This window comes from Nocardia sp. BSTN01, from assembly GCF_015354405.1.
In the GTDB taxonomy this organism is placed as follows: Bacteria; Actinomycetota; Actinomycetes; order Mycobacteriales; family Mycobacteriaceae; genus Nocardia.
This window is the reverse complement of the sequence record NZ_JADKYP010000004.1, coordinates 98,180-117,326: the sequence shown is the minus strand read 5'-3', so window position 1 is coordinate 117,326 and position 19,147 is coordinate 98,180. Positions and strand designations below refer to the sequence as shown.

The following is a 19,147-nucleotide window of genomic DNA, read 5'->3' as shown; positions in this document are numbered from 1 at the left end:
ATTAATCCCATTTATGCGATTATCGGAATTGGTGTTCATCGAGCGAGGCCTGCGACATTTCGTATGGTTACCGACGCGACGATTCGAGGAACCTGGTGAAAACCCAGGACGGTCGCGCCACTGTCAGTATCTTGCGGTTCGTGAAGATGACGAGTCAGAGGAACGAAAGCCACACCGCGGAAAGCGAATAAACTTTCGAGCTGCTCGTCGGTGCGCTCGGCGGCTTGTCGACCCGACAGCTTCGCCCGGCTCGTGGCCGAGCCGGTTGACCGGCACGGACTCCGTTGTGTGGCCCCGCAAGTGATCTCGTAGGCGGTCGTGGATTCGGATTCGCCCCGCCGATGCCGCGCCCGTTCGGCAATGCGACCGACTACACCTGCGCCGCCACGGCCCCCCCAGCCGCAACCCCGCCGACGCCGTGGCGTCGGCGACTCCTGACCTCACGCCGGTGGACGCGCAGAGCGACTTCAACGATGCGATCGGCGTCGCCGCCAACCAGATCGGTCTAGCGACCGGAGTCGGAGTCCTGGTCGGTACCGCCGCGGGGCTCGGCATCGGATGCGTCGCCGGCGCCGTGGTCGGCGCGGCGTTGATGCCGCCGATCTTCTTCGCCGGCGCACCCGGCGGTTGTCTGGCCGGTGCCGCCGCAGGCGCCGCCCTCGGCGCCGCGGCCGGGACCGGTCAAGTACCGCCCCCGGCCACAACCAGCGCACTGGCCTCGCCGGTCACGCGCGTATGACCTCGTACCGTCCTTCGCTATCGCCGTGCCCCACGCAGATCGAATCGCAACGACGTCACGCCTGCTCGAGCAAGGCCGCTGGCGGGTCGCGTGTAAAAGCCACCCTCGTCCCGGGCGACTCCACCGCCGCGCATCAGGACGGCAACGCACACTCGAGCGCGGCGGAGCTTCCCGACGCATCGCACCCGCACCGCTGGCGACACCGCCGCGCGCCGGACAGCCCTTCCGCCGTCAGTCAGGATGCAGTCGGGTTCGAAGAGGAAGGCACAAGACCTTCACCAACGCCATGTTTAGTGGGCAATTTTCCGGTAAACTTCATGTAACTCACATTCTGGAGCAGGAAACAAAACTTCCGCCAGCGTGGCTATGACGCTGGTCGACGAATCGGAGAAAAAGCTTCAAGACTCAATTCAACCGAACTTCGTAGCAGTACAGACCGCACTCGGAGAATCAGGGACAGATCGTTCCACCAACGCCGTCCGAGCTGTCAGCAATAAACAATGCGGCGAATTCGGCGAGCGCGCATGCCTCGACACAAACAACCCGGGAGGTGGCCGTGACGTCCATGGTGTCGAGTGAGCCACGTGAACCATTGCACGGCAATAATATTCACCCATTCACCGTCGGCGTGGAGGAGGAATTCGTTCTTGTCGATCCGGCCACCGGCCTGCCCTCGCCGACCAATACCATCGTCGCGGCACGCTCCCCGGATGCCGAACTGCAACTGGAACTATCTCAGTGCCAGGTCGAGACCTGCACGCCGGTGTGCGCAAGCATTCCGGAGTTGCACCGCGAACTTCGACGGGCTCGACTCTCGGTCACGCAGGCAGCGGCACGCGCAGGTGCGCTGGCACTCGCGGTCGGTGTGCCGATCTGGGGACCGCCGACCCGGTGCATAACCGACACCCCCAGATACCGGCTCATGGCCGCACATTTCGGCGAACTCGCCGAGCAAGTGATCTGCGGTTGCCACGTCCATGTCTGCGTGCCCGACCGCGACGTCGCGGTGCAGGTCAGCAACCACCTTCGACCATGGCTGCCGGCGCTGTTGGCGCTGACGGCGAATTCCCCGATCACAGGTGGTGCCGATACCGGATACGCCAGCTGGCGCCACCTGCTGTGGGCACGATGGCCCAGCGCCGGGCCTCCCCCGTACCTGCGATCCGCCGCCGAATACGACGACGCGGTGACCAAGCTTGCCGAGGACGGGCGCATCCTCGACACAGCGATGGTCTATTGGGATGTGCGCTTGTCCTCGCATCTGCCCACGATCGAAATCCGCATCAGCGACGTTCCGGCCACGGTAGAGGAAACGGCACTCTTCGCGAGCCTCGTCCGCGCACTGGTCATCACCTCCGTCGCGGCAGTAGACAGCGGGCGGCCATCGGACCCTGTCGGACTGGCACACCTCCGGGCGGCATGCCGGCGCGCGGCCCGCGACGGCCTGTCCTGCGCTCAATTCCACGCTGCAACAACGCATTCCGTTCCCAAGCAGGCCTCCATTGCACACCTGCTCTCGCATATCCGCCCCGCTCTCGAACAGTCCGGCGACTACGAATTCACGCGCGGCACGTTGGCGGCAATTCTGCGTGACGGCAACGGCGCAGTTCGACAACGAGAAGCATTGCGCATCGGAGGCCCCACTCAGGTCTTGAAACAGATGTCACGATTGACCACCGAAGGGTGCGCCGCCACCGAGGACCGTCAGCCGGCCTGACGGCCGGGATGCACACCACGGCCGGCATTACCCCTCCGTACCGCACCGGGAGGTCATTGACCCCCCGCACAAACGCAACGCCAGCGATCCGCGCACAACTGCTCAGTCCATCACTCATGCCGGTAGTTGCGGCGAGGCGCCACGCGAAACGGCAACGGCGCCGCAGACGCTCATCGGCGCTTGTGCCGACCTCAGACAGGTGAGATCGGCGCGAAGGGCCAGATCGCGTCGGCGCCGGATCCCACTACCGCAGCCGAGGATTCCGGCACTTCGTTCCACGCCCCCTCGAGATCGCGCAGCGGCTCCGACACCACGAAGCGAGTCTCACCGCCCAGTTCGCGCAAAACCTCGACTTCGGGGTGCAATGCCCGCAACGCCGAGAGCCGGGTGGAGAAGAACAGGGACCGCGATCGGCGCTCGCTGGAATAACGAAAAACCCACAGACTTTCACCGTTGGTCGTCGCGACTGTCATTTGAACCGGATGCTCAACTCCGTTCGCGTGCCCGACGTCCTCGACGAAACCGACCGCGCGAGCCACGGCACCGAGTGGATCATCGACGAGACCGAAGGTCAGGGCGAGGTAGAACAAAGCTTCTGTGTCCGTTGAGCCCTCCATGTCGGAGAACAGCGTCGGATCCACCGCCATCAACAAGTCGCGCCTGATTTCAGAGAAACCGCGCAGCGCGCCGTTGTGCACCCACAACCATCGATCGTGCCGGAACGGATGGCAATTGCTGCGCTGGACCGCGGTCCCGGTCGAAGCTCGCACATGGGCGAGCAACCTCGACGTGCGCACCTGACCGGCGATCTCCCGCAAATTGCTGTCGTTCCAGGCCGGCTCGATCCCCTTGTACACCGCAGGTTCGGCACCCTCGCCGTACCAGCCGATACCGAAACCGTCACCATTAGTGGTCGTCTCTCCCAGACGAGAGTGCAAGCTCTGATCGATCAGAGAATGTTCAGGGCGGAACAACAAATCCTCGACGAGGATCGGCTCACCCCAGTACGCCATCCACCGGCACATAGATTGATTCAAACAGAGTCGACACCATCTGCGATAGCCCTCCAGCGCCGAAAAACGTCACATCCCATGTGGAATGGAAATTTCTCGAGCCATTGGCCGCAAATCGTGCGCTACCACTCCCCCCTTTTCCCGCTCTCCGCGGCTCGGGAACCTGGGGCGGTCAGTTCGCGGCTTCGAGGGCGTCCAGCGTGGAAAGGATGATTCGGCGCCAGCGCTCGCGCGGATACATTCGCCGGCGTACTGGCCTGACAGCCTCACATGTGACTAGTCGGCGGAGCCCACCCGAGTCGGCGTTCACGGCCCGCGGCGCGGTCGACGCCCTGGGTACTTCAGGGAGGACACCAGTTCGCATCGTTTGCTGTAATTTCGCCATAACTCCCGGCGGTCGCCTGTTCGCGGCGCACAATGAGAAACGAATACGCCTCATGTCGACCGGCCCCGACGATCCGGCCGAATCGTTTCACCTGGTTTCCGCCACCTCCGGGAGGGCCCGATGGATGCGTATCCTCCGATCGCCGAACACGGAATAGTCGGCGATCTGCAGACCGCGGCGCTGGTGTCGTCGGCGGGCACGGTGAATTGGTGGTGCACACCGCGATTCGATTCACCCAGCCTCTTCGGCGCCCTACTGGACCACGAGCGAGGCGGCTACTGTCGTGTCGCGGCGGATTTGCCAGAGCACGAGGTTACCGTCCGCCAGTTATACATGCCGGACACCGCCGTGCTCGTCACCCGGTTCATGGCTCCCGCAGGAGTCGGTGAGGTCGCCGATTTCATGCCGCCGATCGACACCGACACACCGACGGATCGGCATCGGCTCATCCGGATCGTGCGGGTGCTGCGAGGCCGGATGCCCTTCACCGTGTCCTGCCGGCCACGCTTCGACTACGGCCGCGCCGAACACCGCACCGTGGCACACGATCCCGAATGGGTCATGTTCGAAAGCCCCCAGACCACGCTGCATCTGCAAGCATCCGACCCGATAGTGCTGCGTGTCGAGGACACGGACGCGACCGGCAGCTTCACCCTCGAGGAAGATCAGACGGCGTTCCTCGTGCTGACCACCACCGGTGCGGGTGGGGAGTTCCCGACACCTCCGCAACGCGGCGAAGTGGCCGCCGAATTCGCGCACTGCCGGGAATGGTGGCAGGCATGGCTGCGCAATTCCACCTATCGCGGACGGTGGCGCGACATGGTCAACCGTTCCGCGATCACACTCAAACTGCTGACCTACGCACCGACCGGAGCACCGATCGCCGCCCTCACCCTCGGGCTGCCCGAACAACTCGGCGGCGAACGGAACTGGGATTACCGCTACACGTGGCTGCGCGACGGCTCCCTCTCGGTCCGGGCGCTGATCGATCTCGGATTCACCGCCGAGGCCTACGCCTTCCGCCGCTGGCTTCGGGAGCGACTGCCCGGAAGCACCCCCTCCGGTGAACCACTGCAGATCATGTACCGCATCGACGGCGACCCGCGCCTCGACGAGGAGATCCTCGAGCACTGGGAGGGATACCGCAAATCATCGCCGGTGCGCGTCGGCAACGCCGCAGCCGACCAACTGCAGCTCGACATCTACGGCGAGGTCGCCGATGCGCTCGCCCAGACCTCCGATGTCGGCAGCGTATCCGGGTGGCGGGTCTTCGCCGAACTTCTGGACTGGCTGACCGACCACTGGGATCGCCCGGACGAAGGCATATGGGAAACCCGCGGCGGCCGAAAAGACTTCACCTACAGCCGGCTGATGACCTGGGTCGCATTCGACCGAGGCATCCGCCTCGCGACCGAGCATGCGCGCCCGGCGGATCTGCAGCGCTGGACTCACGCGCGCGACGCCGTGTTCGACCAGATTCTCGAGCGTGGCTGGAACGAAGAGCGCCGCGCCTACGTCCAACACTTCGGGTCTCACGTGCTGGACGCATCGCTGCTACTGATGCCGCGTATGGGATTCCTGTCCCCCCACGACCCGGACTGGCTCAGCACATTGGACGCGATGGAGGACGAGCTGGTCGACGACAGCCTCGTCTACCGATACGACCCCGCCGCCTCGCCGGACGGGCTGCGCGGCTCCGAGGGCACATTCAACCTCTGCAGCTTCCTCTGGGTCGAAGCGCTGGCCCGCGCCGGACGCGTTCACCACGCTCGCTACGCATTCGACAAAATGCTCACCTACGCCAACCACGTCGGGCTGTTCGCCGAGGAGATCGGGCCCTCCGGTGAGCAACTGGGTAACTTCCCGCAAGCCTTCACCCACCTGGCGTTGGTTGCCGCCGCCATAGCACTCGACGACGAACTCGACCGACTCGAAGCCGGTGCCGGAAAGCCGTGAGCCGATGAGCGACCACGATGCCCCGGCCCGGCCCCGCGGCGTGCTGGCACCCTTGGCGCTCGCACAGTTCATCTGCAGCTTCGCCGGCACCAACATGGCGGTGATGATCACCGACATCAGTCACGACCTGAACGCCGACGTGTCCGGGGTGCAACTGGTGATCACCCTGTTCCTGCTGATCATGGCCGCCTTCATGATCCCCGGCGGCAAACTCACCGACCGCTACGGCCGCAAACGCTGCTTCACCATAGGACTTTCGATCTACGGCATCGGCGCGATACTCAGCGCACTCGCACCGGGCCTGGGCGTGCTGGCCCTGGGCAACTCCCTGCTGGAAGGGGTGGGCACCGCGCTGCTGATCCCGCCGGTCTACATCCTCACCACCCTGCTGTTCACCGACACCACCACGCGCGCAAAAGCTTTCGGTGTCGTGATGGCGATGGGCGGAATCGGCGCCGCCGCCGGTCCGCTACTCGGCGGGCTGATCGCCTCGAGCCTCGGCTGGCGCGCCGCATTCGCCTTCCAAGCGCTGGTCGTGGCCGCCATCCTGGTATCGACGCGACGCGTGCACGACCCCCTCCCCGCCGACCCCACCAGAACCCTCGACATCACCGGCACCATCCTCTCCGCAGCCGGGCTCGTCCTCCTGGTACTCGGAATCCTCGCCGCCGACAACGACTTACGATGGAGCGCAATCCTGATCGCGCTTGCGATCCTGGTCCTGGCCGGATTCTTCCTCCACGTGCGTGCCACCGAACGAGCAGGCGGCGATCCCCTGGTCTCGACCAGCCTGTTCCACAGCCGCGCCTCGAATTTCGGGCTCGCCACTCAACTGCTGCAATGGTCGATCCTGATGGGAACGTCGTTCGTCGTCTCGGCCTACCTGCAAGTCGTCCGCGGCTACGACCCCATCCGCACCGGCATCATCTTCACCGCCGCCACCGCAGGACTGCTCATCTCCTCGCTGTCAGCGGCCCGGCTCGCCCGGCACTTCGCCCAGCGAACCCTCGTCATGACCGGATTCGTCGTCGTCGCCATCGGCATCGTCATTCTCATCGCCCTGGCCGGGCACAGCCTCAACCCCTGGGCATTCGCGCCCGGACTGCTGCTCATCGGACTCGGACTCGGCTCGATGCTCACCCCCTCGGTCAACATCGTCCAATCCGCGTTCACCGACCAACAACAAGGCGAAATCTCCGGACTCTCACGCTGCGTCTCCAACCTGGGCTCCTCGCTCGGCACCGCCATCTCCGGCACCATCCTCGTTGCCGGACTCAGCAGCCACGCCTACGCCACCGCGATGCTCACCCTCGCCGCAGCCGCCGTCATCGGACTCTTCGCAGCCGCAGCACTGCCCCACGCCACCAGCGTCGAAAGACCGTAGCCGCCGAAGAGTGGGACCGGACAACTGTGCGATCAAGGTCAGTTCGAATAGTGGCATTGATCAGGGACGTTTCATCGAGCCGCCGATAGCGGCGAGATTCGCCCGTATTCGAGTTTCCCTGACACCTTCTGCACGTCGCGGCAAGAACCTGCGCCACAGTGCGCCTGCGATGCCCTGCCAGCGTCCGGAAAGTCGTTGCCTCCCTTCGGCGAATGCGTCGTATCGGCGGAGAAGGCGCCCAGTCAGAGTTTCCTGAGCGCCCGGACGACCTTGAGGAAGGGCAGGGTCGCCATCAAGCCTTTGCGCATGCTCGGCTGAAGGATGCTGACGTTCGCCACGACGATGTAGCGCACGCCACAGTCGCGCCACCGCGCCGCCTGCTCGATTATCTCGTCCGGGGTCCCATTCAGCACTATTTCCCGCATCAGTGACGGCGGGACTTGGCTGGCGCAGGCCAACGCTGCCTGCTCGTCCAGGGCGTATGGCAGGTGGTCTTGAGCGCCGGCGAAATTCACCCCAAGAGGATGCTCGACACCGTGGCGGTTGAAAACTTCGGCGGAGGCCGTAAGTCCCAACGCCTTGGCGGGCGTGGAATCCAGTGCGGCATCGACGTCGTCGCGATTGCTGCCCGTGACGACCGAGAACCACACCGCGGGAGTGATGGACATCGGGTCGCGCCCGGCGTCGGAGGCCGCCGATCGAATGACCTCGAGACGTCGGGCGTAATCCTGCGGCTGCTGCGGGAAGGCGGGGAACCATCCGTCGGCGTAGCGCCCGGCCGTCCGCAGCATTCGAGGACCGTGGGCGGCGATCCAGATCTCCGGCCATTTCCCTCGATATGGGGGCAGGTCGAACAACGCCTTGTGTAGAGGGAAGAACGGAGAGTCTCGATCGACCAACTCCCCGCCGGAATCCCAGAGTGCCCGTATTGTCGCGACACCCTCCTCAAAGCGTGCGACCGGCTTGGACCAGTCCACTCCGTAGGGCTCGTTACCCTCGCGTTCGCCCGGACCAATGCCGAGTATCGCGCGGCCGCGGGTCAACAAGTGCAGTGTCGCGGCGGCCTGCGCGGTGGCAACGGGATGCCGTCGTCCGGTGTCAGTCACCCCCACACCCAAGCGCAGGCGGCCGATTCGGTTCTGGGCGGCGATGTGCCCGAGCATGGTCCACGGTTCCAGAAACGCGTCGCTGGTGGGAATGAGCTGTGTCGCACCGCAGTACTGCGGCTGCCACAGCGATCGCGGGAGCAGTCCGTTGACGTGATCAGGGACCCAGAACGAGTCGGCAGAACCAGCAAGAGCACCGAGATAGCTGCCTCGGGTAAGCATGTCAATTGTCGGACGAGCGGCAACGAGCGTATCCATGACACCTACACGGAAACCTGACATCCGTCGAACCTCTCGTCGAGTGGTCGATAAAGCGGAATGTGCGGGCTGTTGCGAGCAGTCGGACAAGAAAGTCTTGGTCGCCGCATGCGCCAGTAGCCGTAAACACAACGTCGGCGTCGGGGACAAGGTCCAGTATGCAGGCCGGTCCACATCAGACTCTTCGAGTTGCGGACTTCGACCAGAAATTGAAGCGACAAGATCACTGAAACCGTCGTGTCCGATCGACGATCTTCGGCATCGCACCTCCTTTTTAGTGCAGCGCTGGCGCCCGAAGCGATACATGCGGTACAGATGGCGCCGGTGGCTGCCATGGCGGCAGAGCCGGGCCGGTGGACCCATCCGAACGCGCCGTACTCGATGATCGTCGACGGCGAATTGTTCGAGGCGCCGCCCTGGTTCGACCACCGAGCGTCCGGAACGAACCGGGAACTCGTATGCGGATTCACCACGGACGAGGCTCGGATGTTCACCGCGGATGTCGACCTGTCCGGCTCCGACCCCGTCGAGACCGCCCGTGCCTGCGGGCTCGACGCGAACGCGGTCCGGACCTACCGCACGGGGAATCCGGGCATCAGCGACGAGGAGCCGCACGCTCTGATCCTCTCCGACGCCCTATTCCGGATACCCACGCTGTGGTGCGCCGAGGCGGGAAACGACACCTACCTGTACGAGTTCGCGTGGCCGAGCCCGGCACGCGACGGCGCATTTCGGGCCTGCCACGGCCTCGACGTTTCCTTCACCTTCGATACCCCCCCACGGCCCGCTCGCCGCGCAGCTCATCGGGCCGGAGATTCCACCGGATTTCGCCGACCTCGCGGCGGCGATGCGCAACGCCTTCATCGGCTTCGCCACGACCGGCGACCCCGGATGGCCGCGATTCGACACCCCCGAACGGATTCGCCGAATCTGGGCGACTCCACCGGAGCTGGGCAGCGACACACTGTCGACGTCCCGCCGGATCTGGCAGCGCGACCGTATCCCCGACCGACCTCGGACGATGTCTGAAAATTGAATAACTCGAAAGGCATACCCACCCGGCGCCGAGCGAGTTTGATGGTGATGTGGACGGCACCACGATGTCGAGGCCGGTGAATCTGGTGGTCGGCGCCGCCGCGAAGGTCGGCGGAGCTGCCGGGCGCGTGCTGGGGTTCGGATTCGACGTCGGCCGGCATGTGCCGGGCGTCGAGCCGGTGCTCGCGGAACTCGGACAGCGGGGTGCGGAGACGCTGGAAGCCGTCGATGATCTCACCGAGCGGGTGCTGCAGGCGGTGATCGGCCGGATCGTGCGGACCGCGCTCGGCGCGGTCGACCTCACGGCGATCGTCGTCGACAACGTGGATCTCGACGCGGTGGCCGAACGGATCGATGTCGACAAGATCATCGGACGGGTCGACCTGGTCGGGCTGGCCGACACCGTGATCGACGGCGTCGATCTCCCCCGGATCATCCGGGAATCCACCGACTCGATGTCTACGGAGGCGGTTCTCGGTATCCGAAGCCAGGGGATGCATGCCGACGACGCGGTCGCGGGGTTCGTCGGGAAATTGCTCCGGCGAGCACCGTCCGAATCGGGCACGGAGTGAGCGCCCCTGCTCATCGCCCCGCCGGAATCGTGACGCGGTCGATCGCATCGGGAATCGATATCGCCGTCGTCCTGGCCATCATGGCCGGGCTCTACCTGTGTCTGGCGTTCGCTCGACTGCTGTTCTCACCGCAGGACTTCGCGTGGCCGGACACCGGCGCGGTCATGTCGACGAGCATATTCATCGTGGTGTCGGTGCTGTACCTCACCGGATGCTGGGCCGTGAGCGGTCGCACCGTCGGCGCCGTGATGATGGGACTGCGGGTGGTGAGCCGCGACGGCGAACTCGTGGGATGGCCGCGGGCCTTGCTGCGGGCGGTGTTCTGCGTGATGTTCGCTGTCGGATTGTTCTGGGTGGTGGTCGATTCGCGCCGGCATTCGATTCAAGACATCGTCCTGCGCACCACAGTCGTCTACGACTGGCAGCCGGAATCCCATCCGGCTACGTAGGCGCGGGCCGTGGATGATCCGTCGACGATCCCAGATGCCCGAGTGCACCGCGCCCCTCGATCGTGTAACTACCTATCCCCCTGCGTCTTTCGGCGATGTGGCCGGTGGGCGTGCTGTCGCCGGATCCGTCGGACGCGCCGACTTCGGGTGTGGCGGAGGCGCGGTCGTCTTCGGCGCCGCCGTCGTCGTAGATCGGGTCGCCGGGGTTCTCGGTGACCCGGATGTCGTCACGACTTCTGGTGACGGGGATGGCGTCGCACTTGCCGCAATCGTGGCCGTCGTGGTGCGTGGGAACACCGTCGTGGGCTTGGTCGGAGTACCGGTAGGTGCCGTCGTCGCGGTGTGGGCCCGTGCTGGCGTCGTAGTCGGCAATGTCGTAGTCGGCAGTGTCGTAATCGCCGCTGTGGTGGTGGGCGATGTCGTTGTCGGCACCATCGCGGTCGTCGTAGGCGGGTCGGCCGTCACCGTGACCGTCGACGTCTCCGCCTGCGTGGACATCGGGGGTGGGACGACAAGGTCCGAGTCCGGCACGCCGGGCATGATCTGGATCGAAAGACTCGCCGTAGCAGAGAAACTCGCTCCGCCCTGCTCGGCCGTGGAGGTGGGAGCCGAGGGATCCGGCGCCGTGGGCGGCGTGGATTCCGTCCCGGTGGCCGGGCCGGAACCCGGGTCGGCGGGATCGGTAGCCGGTGGGGCGGTTCCGGGATCGGCAGCCGCGTCGGTATCGCCCGAGGCGTCGACCGGTCCGGGGAGCTCGCTCGCGGCGTCGAAGGCCGTACTCGCGTTCGCAGCGGCGATCTCGCTTCGCGAGGCGGCGCCGTCGAAGGTCTGTGCGGTGGGTTCGCCCGAGTACGCCCGAGAATCGTTCACACGCACCGGCGGACTCGAATCCGCTCGTACCACGAGCGTTATCCCGATTGCCGTGGTCACCAACGCGACGACCACACCCGCGCGCGAGAGCTGCCGCCGGAGCCGATCGGCCGGAGGCTCGGTGGTCGGCCGCCCGGACCACCGCGGAATTCGAGCCCGCGGCGCACCCGCTCGGTTGTCGCTGTTGTCGACGGTTCCCATCCCACTTCGCTTTCTTCCTTCGGATGCGCCGGCTGCCGGGAAACGGTGATCACACCGTCTGCACCACCGAAAACACGCCCGAGAATCGGATATCGAATTGTGGCGGTTCCGCGAACACCGAAGCGGGAGCATTACGGTGTCGCCTCGCCGAACAACTCGAACGGGGCCATCCATACGTCAATGTTCTGCCGAGAAGAGCATCGCCCGCATATTGCGTGACCGGACTTCACGGCAAGGTCTGGGCGCCGAATCCGGCAGCGCCTCGAATTTCTGTGGACGAGGCTTCGTGGTCGACGTTTCAGGCCCTGGAGTAGGGATCCACGTCGCGCAGCCGTTGCCGATGGATTCGTTGCAATTCACCGGCGCGGGTGAGAAAGTCGGCGATTATCTCGAGTTCGGCGGAGTCGTACCAGCTCAGCAACATCTTGTAACTCTCGACGATCATGGGTACGACGAGTTGCTGTATGCGATGGGCCGCGAGGTCGGTCGCCATCACGATCACGCGACGACGATCGGTCGGATGCAGCGAACGGGCGATATAGCCCTGCTTCTCGAGCCGGTTCAGCATGATCGTGACGCCGGCCGCGGTGATGCCGAGCCGTTCGGCCAGCATTCCCGGCGTCGTGGACTTCTCGTCGTCGGCCAGGACGATCTCCAGTGCCCGCCGGTCGGTCTCGTTCACGCCCAGTACCCGGATCAATTCGCGGGTCAGATCCTCGACGGTTCCGTGGTAGAACCCCAGGGCGCTTTTGAGTTCGGCCGAGATCCGGGCGGGTTCGATTGGTCTCGGGCACACGAGCTTTCCCCTCGATCACTGTGAAACATGGCACCGCTCAAGAGAAGTCGCCGATCAGGGTGTGTGGACCATCATTTCCCCTGCGTACGGTAGGGATCGCCGCCGGTCGCGTGAAGTGGGCATATGTGCTCCTGTCAATCGATTTGGCCGGCAACCCGAACCGCGGCCGCCGAACATCACGAAAGCTGGCACAGCTCCGGTCGCCGAAGCGACCGTGGCTGTGTCGGACATGCACTGTACGACACACCGACCCATGCGATACGGTGCATCACAGAATTCGGTGCGAGTGGCTGCCCCAGCACCAAACGTGAAGCGGGGCAATCACTATGAGGAACCGCGGCCGCCCGTCCGGCCCTGGTGAGACCGGACCGGGCTGCTGACACAACCCGGCCCGGGCATGTTCACCACCGGCCGCCGGTGCGGACACCGGCCGTCACGCCGTGGCGGCTGCCCGCGAAATCAGCTGACGGCGGTGGTCGTGAGGGTCGGCGACGGGTTCGGGTAACACGAGGTCGCGACATTGCCGACCAAAGCGACGTTGGTCGTCATGGTCATACCCGGACTGGTGTAACTGGTCCCCGCGTACTTGCTGGTGATCGGCGTTCCGGGGGTTCCAGCGGTGACATTGATGGTCACCGCCGGCGGCGTGAAGCTGGTGCCGCCGGCGATCGGACCCGGCACGGTCAGAACGACATTCCCGCCCGAGGTGGCGACGGTGCCGGCCACGGTACCCCCGGAGGCGGTAGCGGAGACCAATGTCGAATTCGCGGGAGTCGGGAACGTCATCTTCAGGTTGCTGATGTTGTTCACGGTGAAGCCGGACGCCGAACTGGGCACCGACGACGAACCCGGCGTGAGAGTGATGGCCACCGCGGAACCCGACGCGGTGCCGGTGACCGATGTGATCATGCTCGAGGTTTGGCCGATCCCGAAAATGGTGCCCTTACAGTTCCAGTTCACGCTGACCGGGGCGGCATTTGCCGGTGCCGCCAGACAAAAGACGGTCGCGACCGCCACCGGAGCGAGAACGCCGGCACGAACCAGGGAAGAGATGGATCTCATGACTGACTCCAGAAAATGTAGAGCAACGTTACGACCGAATACCGGACCGCAACACCGAGTTTCTAAAATATAGCCTCTTCTCATCTTTCCATGGCCGAAATTGCGCAATCCAATCGGGAAGAAAATATCATTATCCGCAATTAATTATTCAGTCTGGAAAGTTAATTCCGGCAAGATTCTTTCAATACAGTTTCTCATTTCCGTGCCACGTACCGGCCGGACCGCCGATTCGACCGCTCCTGCAATTCCCCCGAATACAAGCCTCGACCTGAGAATATATCGACGCGCACCGATCTTCAGCGTTCGGGTGGTTACCGCACGCGGCATTCGCCCCGACAATCCCCACATGCCAATGGGACGTCGAGGCGAGGCAAGAGCGCCGACGCAGGGTTGCCGGTACGACATCGCACAGCGGCTGCCGAGCCGCCGGGACACCGCCGAGGCCGACCTCGCGATGCGGGCGATACGAGCACGACCGCCGGCCGCCCGAACGATGACGGCGCATGCGGACCTCGCGGATCCCCCCTCGTTGCCGGCGCCGATGCTGACGGCCACCCCGCACGGCCGGGTTCCCCGGATTGCTCCCGGGCCTGTAGTAGCTTGACTGATTACCGTTGTTCGCCTGAGAAGAACGGAGAGGCCGATGCCGAACCTGCCCACGCGAGCACCCTCGGCCAGCACCGAATTGTCATCTGAAATTCCGCCGAATGTATTGCGAGAAATCGCCTTCTACTTTATCCTCGCCGGCTTTGCCGATTTGTTTGCTGAAAATCGGCCGGGGTACTCGCGCACACAGAACGCACCTATTGTCAGCGCCGATCGATTCCGAGTGGTGATGACCTGCGCAACTTAGGCAACTCGAGGAGAGGATTGATTGCGATGACGGTTGGTCTCGACGTTCGGTCCGAGCGTGAGCGGGTCGCCCGCGCGTGCCGCCCGGGGCAGCCTCTGCCCGAATTCGTCTACAGCAGAGATGAAGACGCGTTGTGGTCCCGCGTTTTCGCGACGCTTCAGGCCATGCACGAACAGCTCGCGTGCGCGGACTATCGCTCCGCGGCTCGCCTCGTTCGGCTGCCCGCCGGGCGGGTACCGCAGATGAGCGAGGTGTCGGGCATGCTTCGTTCGCTGACCGGTTTCGAGTTGGCGCCGGCCATCGGAAGCCAACCGGGCCGCCTGTTCTACGGCCCGATGGCCGACGGCATTCTGCACGCCACTCCGGACGTGCGGCCGGTGACCGAGCAATCGTTCTCGCCCGATCCGGACGTCATCCACGAACTGGTCGGACATGCGGTGATACTGGCCGATCCGGAATTCGCGGAGCTGTATCGCTGCATCGGCCGCGCCGCCAACCGTGCCACCTCCGACGAGCAGCGGGCCGCGATCGCGCGGTTGTTCTGGTTCACCCTGGAGGTCGGCGTGGTCGCCGAAAAGGGTCACCCGAGAGCATACGGAGCCGCGATCCTGTCCTCGGTGACCGAGATGGAGTCCTTCGTGAACGCGGATCTGCGAGAGTTCCGGGTGCAGGACATACTCGCCGCCGATATCGACGACAGCATTTGTCAACCTCTCCTCTTCGTCGCCGATTCGGTCGGCCGGATGATGGCGGAGGTAACGACCTTTCTCCGTAAGGAATTGCGGTGGTAGACCTTTCGAGTTCCACGCGTCGTCACGACGACGCGACTCCGGACGCGGACTTCTTCGAATTGTCGGTGGCGCAGTACGAACTGTGGCTGGCTCAGCAATTACATCCCACGGTTCCGTTCTCCATCTCGCAATACACCGATGTGCACGGCGATCTCGACCTGGAACTACTCCAGCGGTGCGCCCGCCGCGCCGCACGCGAATTACAGTCACCCCATGTGCGATTCGCCATCGTCGGTGGGCGGCCGCGCCAATATCTCGACCACGATGTGGACACCGGATTCGACTGCATAGATCTCAGTGATCACCCCGATCCCGAACGCGCCGCCCAGGAGTGGATGAGCCGGGATCATCACGCGGGCATCGATCTGACCGGAGACGACGTCACGAAGACGGTGCTGTTCACCCTCGGTCCCGGCCGGTATCGCTGCTACGCGCGCAGCCACCACATCGCCGTCGACGGCTTCGGCGCCGCTCAGGTGTTGCAGCGAACGGCCGAATTGCATTCCGCCGCAACCGGAGGGCGGCCCGCGGCGGCGTGCCGGGCGGTATCGCTGGCCGAGATCGTGGCGGCCGAGCAGCGGTATCGGTCCTCGCCTCGGTTCGCCGCCGATCGCGAGTACTGGGGACGGCAGCTCGCCGGCCTCGACCATGTGACCCGCCTCAGCGAGCGGTACGCCGCACCCTCGGCCCGGCCGCATATCGCGCACACGACCGTTGACGCGGAGGTCATGGCACGGCTCGGCGACGCGGCCCACCGGTATGGCACCGGGATGGCCGAGGTGCTGGTCGCGGCGGTGGCCGCGTTTCTGGCGCAGATGACGGGTGATACCGATGTCACGGTGTCGCTGCCCGTCGCCGGGCGCACCACCGGAGCCCTGCGGCAGTCGGCGGGAATGGTCTCGAACGTGGTGCCCCTGCGGGTGCGCGGCGTGGCCGAGAGCACGGTCGGTGAGCTGGTTCGCGAGGTACGCCTGAGCATGATCGGCGCGTTGCGCCATCAGTTGTACCGGCACGAAGACCTGGTCCGCGACCACGGCGTGGGGCAGGCCGGCCGGCACGGCTACGGGCCGCTGATCAACGTCCTCAGCCTGCCCGACAGCATCGACTTCGGCGCCGTTCGCGGTCGGACGCAATTGCTTTCGGCCGGGCCGGTGGAGGATTTGGCGATCAGTTGCTACCGGTTCGGCACCGAGCCGTTCGTCATCGACTTTCATGCCAACCCGGAGCTGTACCGAGCAGACGAAGTGGAGGGGTATCGGCAGCAGTTCGTCGACTGCCTGACCCGATTCCTGCGGGCCGACGGCGCCGACACGGTGTTCGCGGCCGTCGCCGGTACACACACGATCGCCGCCCCGCAGCAGCGGCACCACCAGCGATTGCTGCCGGACCTGCTCGCGGGCGGAATCGATGCCGGTGCCCGGATCGCGCTGAGCGGGCCGGATCGCGCGGTGACCTATCGCGAACTCGACGAGACGACCGCCCGGTGGGCGCGTGAACTGATCGCGCACGGCGCCGGGCCGGAAGTCGTTGTCGCGGTGGCATTGTCGCGGTCGGTGGAATCGGTCATGGCGTTGTGGGCGGTCGCCCGGGCGGGCGCGGTGTTCTTCCCGGTCAATCCCACCGACCCGCCGGCCCGCGTCGCGAAGCTGATCGCCGATTCCGGTGCGACGCTGGGCATCACCCTCACCAGATGGCGCACACCCCTGGAAACCACGACGGTCGACTGGTTGCTGCTCGACAGCGACGAGTTCACCCGCGCCGCCGCCTCCCGGTCCGCCGCAGCGGTGACCGACGCCGACCGAATACGACCGTTGCGGGCCGCGCACCCGGCCTATCTGATCTACACCTCCGGATCCACCGGCGAACCCAAGGGGGTGCTGAGTACCCACGAAGGACTGGCGGCCCTGGCCGACGATCTGCGCACCCGTAACGGCATCGGCCGCGATGCCGTGGTGCTGCAAGCACATTCGCCATTCTGCGACGCGTCGATGCTCGAATATCTCTCCGCGTTCGCCCCCGGCGCGAAGCTGATCGCCCTGGCACCGGACATCGTTGCGGGACAACGGCTGTCGCAGGTGATGGAAGACGCGGCCGTCACGCAGCTGATCGTCACGCCGGCCATCCTGGCCACGCTCGACCCGGATCGACTGCCCGCGCTGCGGACCGTCACCGTCGGCGGTGACAAGTGTCCGCCCGTACTGGCCGAACGCTGGGCGGGCCGGTTACCGATGTTCAACTCCTACGGGCCCACCGAAGCCACCGTCGTGGTGACCCAGACCGAACCGCTCGCCCCCGGCTCGCCGATCACGATCGGGCGCGGGCTGCCCGGCGTGCAGACTCTCGTCCTGGACGCCCGGCTGCGGCCGGCTCCCCGTGGCGCCCGCGGCGAACTGTATCTCGCCGGTGACGCGTTGGCGCGCGGATATCTGGGGCGGCCCGGAATCACCGCGCAGAGTTTCGTGGCAAATCCGTACGGGCAGTGGGGAACCCGGATGTATCGCACCGGCGACATGGTCCGCGAGCAACCCGACGGCACGCTGGAGTACCTCGGCCGAGGCGATGTTCAGATCTCGCTGCGCGGACAGCGCATCGAGCCGTCCGAGGTGGAACGCGCCCTGGCCGCCGACGCGACGGTCGATCAGGCCGTGGTGCGGGTGTGGACGTCGGAGACACTCGGCGATCGGCTGATCGGCTATGTCGTGCCGACCTCGGAGGCGAAGGACGATTTCGACCGGGCCGCTGTCTTGGCGCGGTTGCGGACCGTCCTGCCGCCCGGCATGGTTCCGGCGATGCTGGTTCCGCTGCCCGAGATACCGATCAATCCGAGCAGCGGCAAAACCGATCGATCCGCGTTGCCGGATCCGCAGACGCAGCCGCGCCCGGTGTTCCGCGCGCCGGCCTCGGAGATCGAGCGCACGGTGGCGGAGACGATCGCCGAGGTGACCGGACAGTCTCGAATCGGCTTGGACGACAATTTCTTCGAACTCGGCGGCAATTCGTTGCTGGGCGTCGAACTGTGCCGGCAACTGTCGGAGCGGACCGGGACCACGGTGACGATCTCGTCGCTGTTCACCCCGACGGTGCAAACCTTGGCCGCCGCCATCGAAGCCACCGCAGCCGGCGGGAACAGCGATGCGGCAGTCGGCGGTTCGGCGTTGCAGCCGGTTCTTCCGTTGCGGGACAGCGGTTCCGGGACGCCGCTGATATGCCTGCATTCCGCGGTTCCGCTGGCGTGGTGCTATTCGGGCCTGCTGCGCTACGTCACCGACCGGCCCGTCTACGGGCTGCAGTCGCCGGCCGTCTCCGGGCAATCGCGGCGATACAACAGCGTCGACGAGCTCGCCGAGGTGTATCTGCGGGAACTCACGCGGGTGCAACCGGAAGGGCCGTACCACCTGCTGGGCTGGTCGCTGGGCGGCCAACTCGCGCACGCGCTCGCCGCCCGGCTGCGCGCCCGGGGGCACGACGTGGGATTGCTCGTCATGCTCGACAGCGTGGCCTTCGGTGAGGGGGCGCCGCAGCCGGAACCGCCCACCGTCCGTGATCTGGTCACCCACTTGCAGGGCAACGAGTCCGCCACTCCCGACACGCGGCCGCTCACGCTGGACGAAGCGGTGGACGTGCTCGCCGACAGCCCCGGCCCCGGGCGCGGGCTGACCCGCGAGCAGCTCGAACGCCTGCACCAGGGCTATGTCGACAGCGTCGCCATGTCGACGAGCTACCGGCCGGCATCCTATGACGGCGATCTGCTGTACTTCTCAGCGACCGAGGGCATCACCGGCGAACTGACCGGTGAGATGTGGCGGCCCTGGGTTTCCGGCCGGATCGCGGAGCACCGGGTCGACGTCACCCACGCGCAGATGACCAACCCCGAGGCGCTCGCGGTCATCGGGCCGATCCTGGAGGCCGAACTGAATCGGCACGGCGAAGGGAAGAGCATGTGAGCAAGCATTCCGCTGC

At 65.6% G+C, this 19,147-nt stretch carries 16 protein-coding genes and 1 riboswitch; of the genes, 12 read left to right on the top strand and 4 right to left on the bottom strand.

Going from position 1 to position 19,147, the window contains the following annotated elements; genetic code table 11:
* The first annotated feature begins 42 nt into the window (after positions 1-42).
* A riboswitch (cobalamin riboswitch) is annotated at positions 43-183 on the top strand.
* A 265-nt stretch (positions 184-448) separates the two neighbouring features.
* Both IRT45_RS05630 and IRT45_RS05625 read left to right on the top strand, forming a co-directional pair.
* Complete coding sequence (locus IRT45_RS05630) at positions 449-739, top strand: hypothetical protein (RefSeq protein WP_194804813.1); 291 nt, start codon at positions 449-451, stop codon at positions 737-739.
* Between the two features lie 565 nt (positions 740-1,304).
* On the top strand, positions 1,305-2,456 hold the full coding sequence (locus tag IRT45_RS05625; protein ID WP_194804934.1) for a glutamate--cysteine ligase: 1,152 nt from the start codon (positions 1,305-1,307) through the stop codon (positions 2,454-2,456).
* 191 nt (positions 2,457-2,647) lie between these two features.
* Here the strand turns inward: IRT45_RS05625 and IRT45_RS05620 are convergent, their stop codons facing one another.
* Entirely contained in the window at positions 2,648-3,469 is an 822-nt protein-coding gene (locus tag IRT45_RS05620) for a class II glutamine amidotransferase (RefSeq protein ID WP_194804812.1), read from the bottom strand.
* Between the two features lie 505 nt (positions 3,470-3,974).
* Between IRT45_RS05620 and IRT45_RS05615 the strand changes: the two genes are divergently transcribed.
* Positions 3,975-5,810, top strand: coding sequence for a glycoside hydrolase family 15 protein (locus tag IRT45_RS05615; RefSeq protein ID WP_194804811.1), 1,836 nt, complete (start codon positions 3,975-3,977; stop codon positions 5,808-5,810).
* Between the two features lie 4 nt (positions 5,811-5,814).
* Positions 5,815-7,194, top strand: coding sequence for an MFS transporter (locus tag IRT45_RS05610; protein WP_194804810.1), 1,380 nt, complete (start codon positions 5,815-5,817; stop codon positions 7,192-7,194).
* A gap of 242 nt (positions 7,195-7,436) precedes the next feature.
* On the opposite strand, the gene IRT45_RS05605 is transcribed toward IRT45_RS05610, so the two are convergent.
* Positions 7,437-8,582, bottom strand: a complete 1,146-nt coding sequence (locus tag IRT45_RS05605; protein ID WP_194804809.1) for an LLM class flavin-dependent oxidoreductase — start codon at positions 8,580-8,582, stop codon at positions 7,437-7,439.
* Between the two features lie 213 nt (positions 8,583-8,795).
* Here IRT45_RS05605 and IRT45_RS05600 point away from each other — a divergent pair, with 213 nt between their 5' ends.
* The 4 genes from IRT45_RS05600 to IRT45_RS05585 are packed head-to-tail and all read left to right on the top strand — an operon-like array spanning position 8,796 to position 11,734.
* Positions 8,796-9,587 (top strand): hypothetical protein, encoded by a 792-nt coding sequence (locus IRT45_RS05600; RefSeq protein ID WP_194804808.1) that lies wholly within the window; start codon positions 8,796-8,798, stop codon positions 9,585-9,587.
* Between the two features lie 56 nt (positions 9,588-9,643).
* On the top strand, positions 9,644-10,165 hold the full coding sequence (locus IRT45_RS05595; RefSeq protein ID WP_375540060.1) for a hypothetical protein: 522 nt from the start codon (positions 9,644-9,646) through the stop codon (positions 10,163-10,165).
* Positions 10,162-10,614: an RDD family protein gene (locus tag IRT45_RS05590; protein WP_194804807.1), complete on the top strand. Its 453-nt coding sequence runs from the start codon at positions 10,162-10,164 to the stop codon at positions 10,612-10,614. The genes IRT45_RS05595 and IRT45_RS05590 overlap by 4 nt, the downstream gene beginning before the upstream one ends.
* A gap of 34 nt (positions 10,615-10,648) precedes the next feature.
* On the top strand, positions 10,649-11,734 hold the full coding sequence (locus tag IRT45_RS05585; protein ID WP_194804806.1) for a hypothetical protein: 1,086 nt from the start codon (positions 10,649-10,651) through the stop codon (positions 11,732-11,734).
* 249 nt (positions 11,735-11,983) lie between these two features.
* Here the strand turns inward: IRT45_RS05585 and IRT45_RS05580 are convergent, their stop codons facing one another.
* Together IRT45_RS05580 and IRT45_RS05575 are read right to left on the bottom strand one after the other, a co-directional pair.
* On the bottom strand, positions 11,984-12,481 hold the full coding sequence (locus tag IRT45_RS05580) for a MarR family transcriptional regulator (protein ID WP_194804805.1): 498 nt from the start codon (positions 12,479-12,481) through the stop codon (positions 11,984-11,986).
* A 459-nt stretch (positions 12,482-12,940) separates the two neighbouring features.
* Entirely contained in the window at positions 12,941-13,117 is a 177-nt protein-coding gene (locus IRT45_RS05575) for a hypothetical protein (RefSeq protein WP_228533696.1), read from the bottom strand.
* Here IRT45_RS05575 and IRT45_RS05570 point away from each other — a divergent pair.
* From IRT45_RS05570 to IRT45_RS05555, 4 genes are all read left to right on the top strand, one after another.
* Positions 13,101-13,616: a hypothetical protein gene (locus IRT45_RS05570; protein WP_194804944.1), complete on the top strand. Its 516-nt coding sequence runs from the start codon at positions 13,101-13,103 to the stop codon at positions 13,614-13,616. The two genes, IRT45_RS05575 and IRT45_RS05570, sit on opposite strands and share 17 nt — an antisense overlap.
* A gap of 570 nt (positions 13,617-14,186) precedes the next feature.
* Entirely contained in the window at positions 14,187-14,396 is a 210-nt protein-coding gene (locus tag IRT45_RS05565) for a hypothetical protein (protein WP_194804804.1), read from the top strand.
* A gap of 26 nt (positions 14,397-14,422) precedes the next feature.
* Entirely contained in the window at positions 14,423-15,187 is a 765-nt protein-coding gene (locus IRT45_RS05560; protein WP_194804803.1) for an amino acid hydroxylase, read from the top strand.
* Positions 15,181-19,131 carry a non-ribosomal peptide synthetase gene (locus tag IRT45_RS05555; protein ID WP_194804802.1) on the top strand — a complete coding sequence of 1,317 codons (3,951 nt, stop codon included), beginning with the start codon at positions 15,181-15,183 and terminating at the stop codon, positions 19,129-19,131. Before IRT45_RS05560 ends, IRT45_RS05555 begins: the two co-directional genes overlap by 7 nt.
* Positions 19,132-19,147: the final 16 nt, after the last annotated feature.

Bases quoted from the DNA above. Each gene is read 5' to 3' on its own strand.
- IRT45_RS05615 (WP_194804811.1), top strand. From the start codon at position 3,975: ATGGATGCGTATCCTCCGATCGCCGAACACGGAATAGTCGGCGATCTG.
- IRT45_RS05610 (WP_194804810.1), top strand. From the start codon at position 5,815: ATGAGCGACCACGATGCCCCGGCCCGGCCCCGCGGCGTGCTGGCACCC.
- IRT45_RS05585 (WP_194804806.1), top strand. From the start codon at position 10,649: ATGCCCGAGTGCACCGCGCCCCTCGATCGTGTAACTACCTATCCCCCT.
- IRT45_RS05605 (WP_194804809.1), bottom strand. From the start codon at position 8,582: ATGTCAGGTTTCCGTGTAGGTGTCATGGATACGCTCGTTGCCGCTCGT.
- IRT45_RS05560 (WP_194804803.1), top strand. From the start codon at position 14,423: ATGACGGTTGGTCTCGACGTTCGGTCCGAGCGTGAGCGGGTCGCCCGC.
- IRT45_RS05620 (WP_194804812.1), bottom strand. From the start codon at position 3,469: ATGGCGTACTGGGGTGAGCCGATCCTCGTCGAGGATTTGTTGTTCCGC.
- IRT45_RS05565 (WP_194804804.1), top strand. From the start codon at position 14,187: ATGCCGAACCTGCCCACGCGAGCACCCTCGGCCAGCACCGAATTGTCA.
- IRT45_RS05625 (WP_194804934.1), top strand. From the start codon at position 1,305: ATGGTGTCGAGTGAGCCACGTGAACCATTGCACGGCAATAATATTCAC.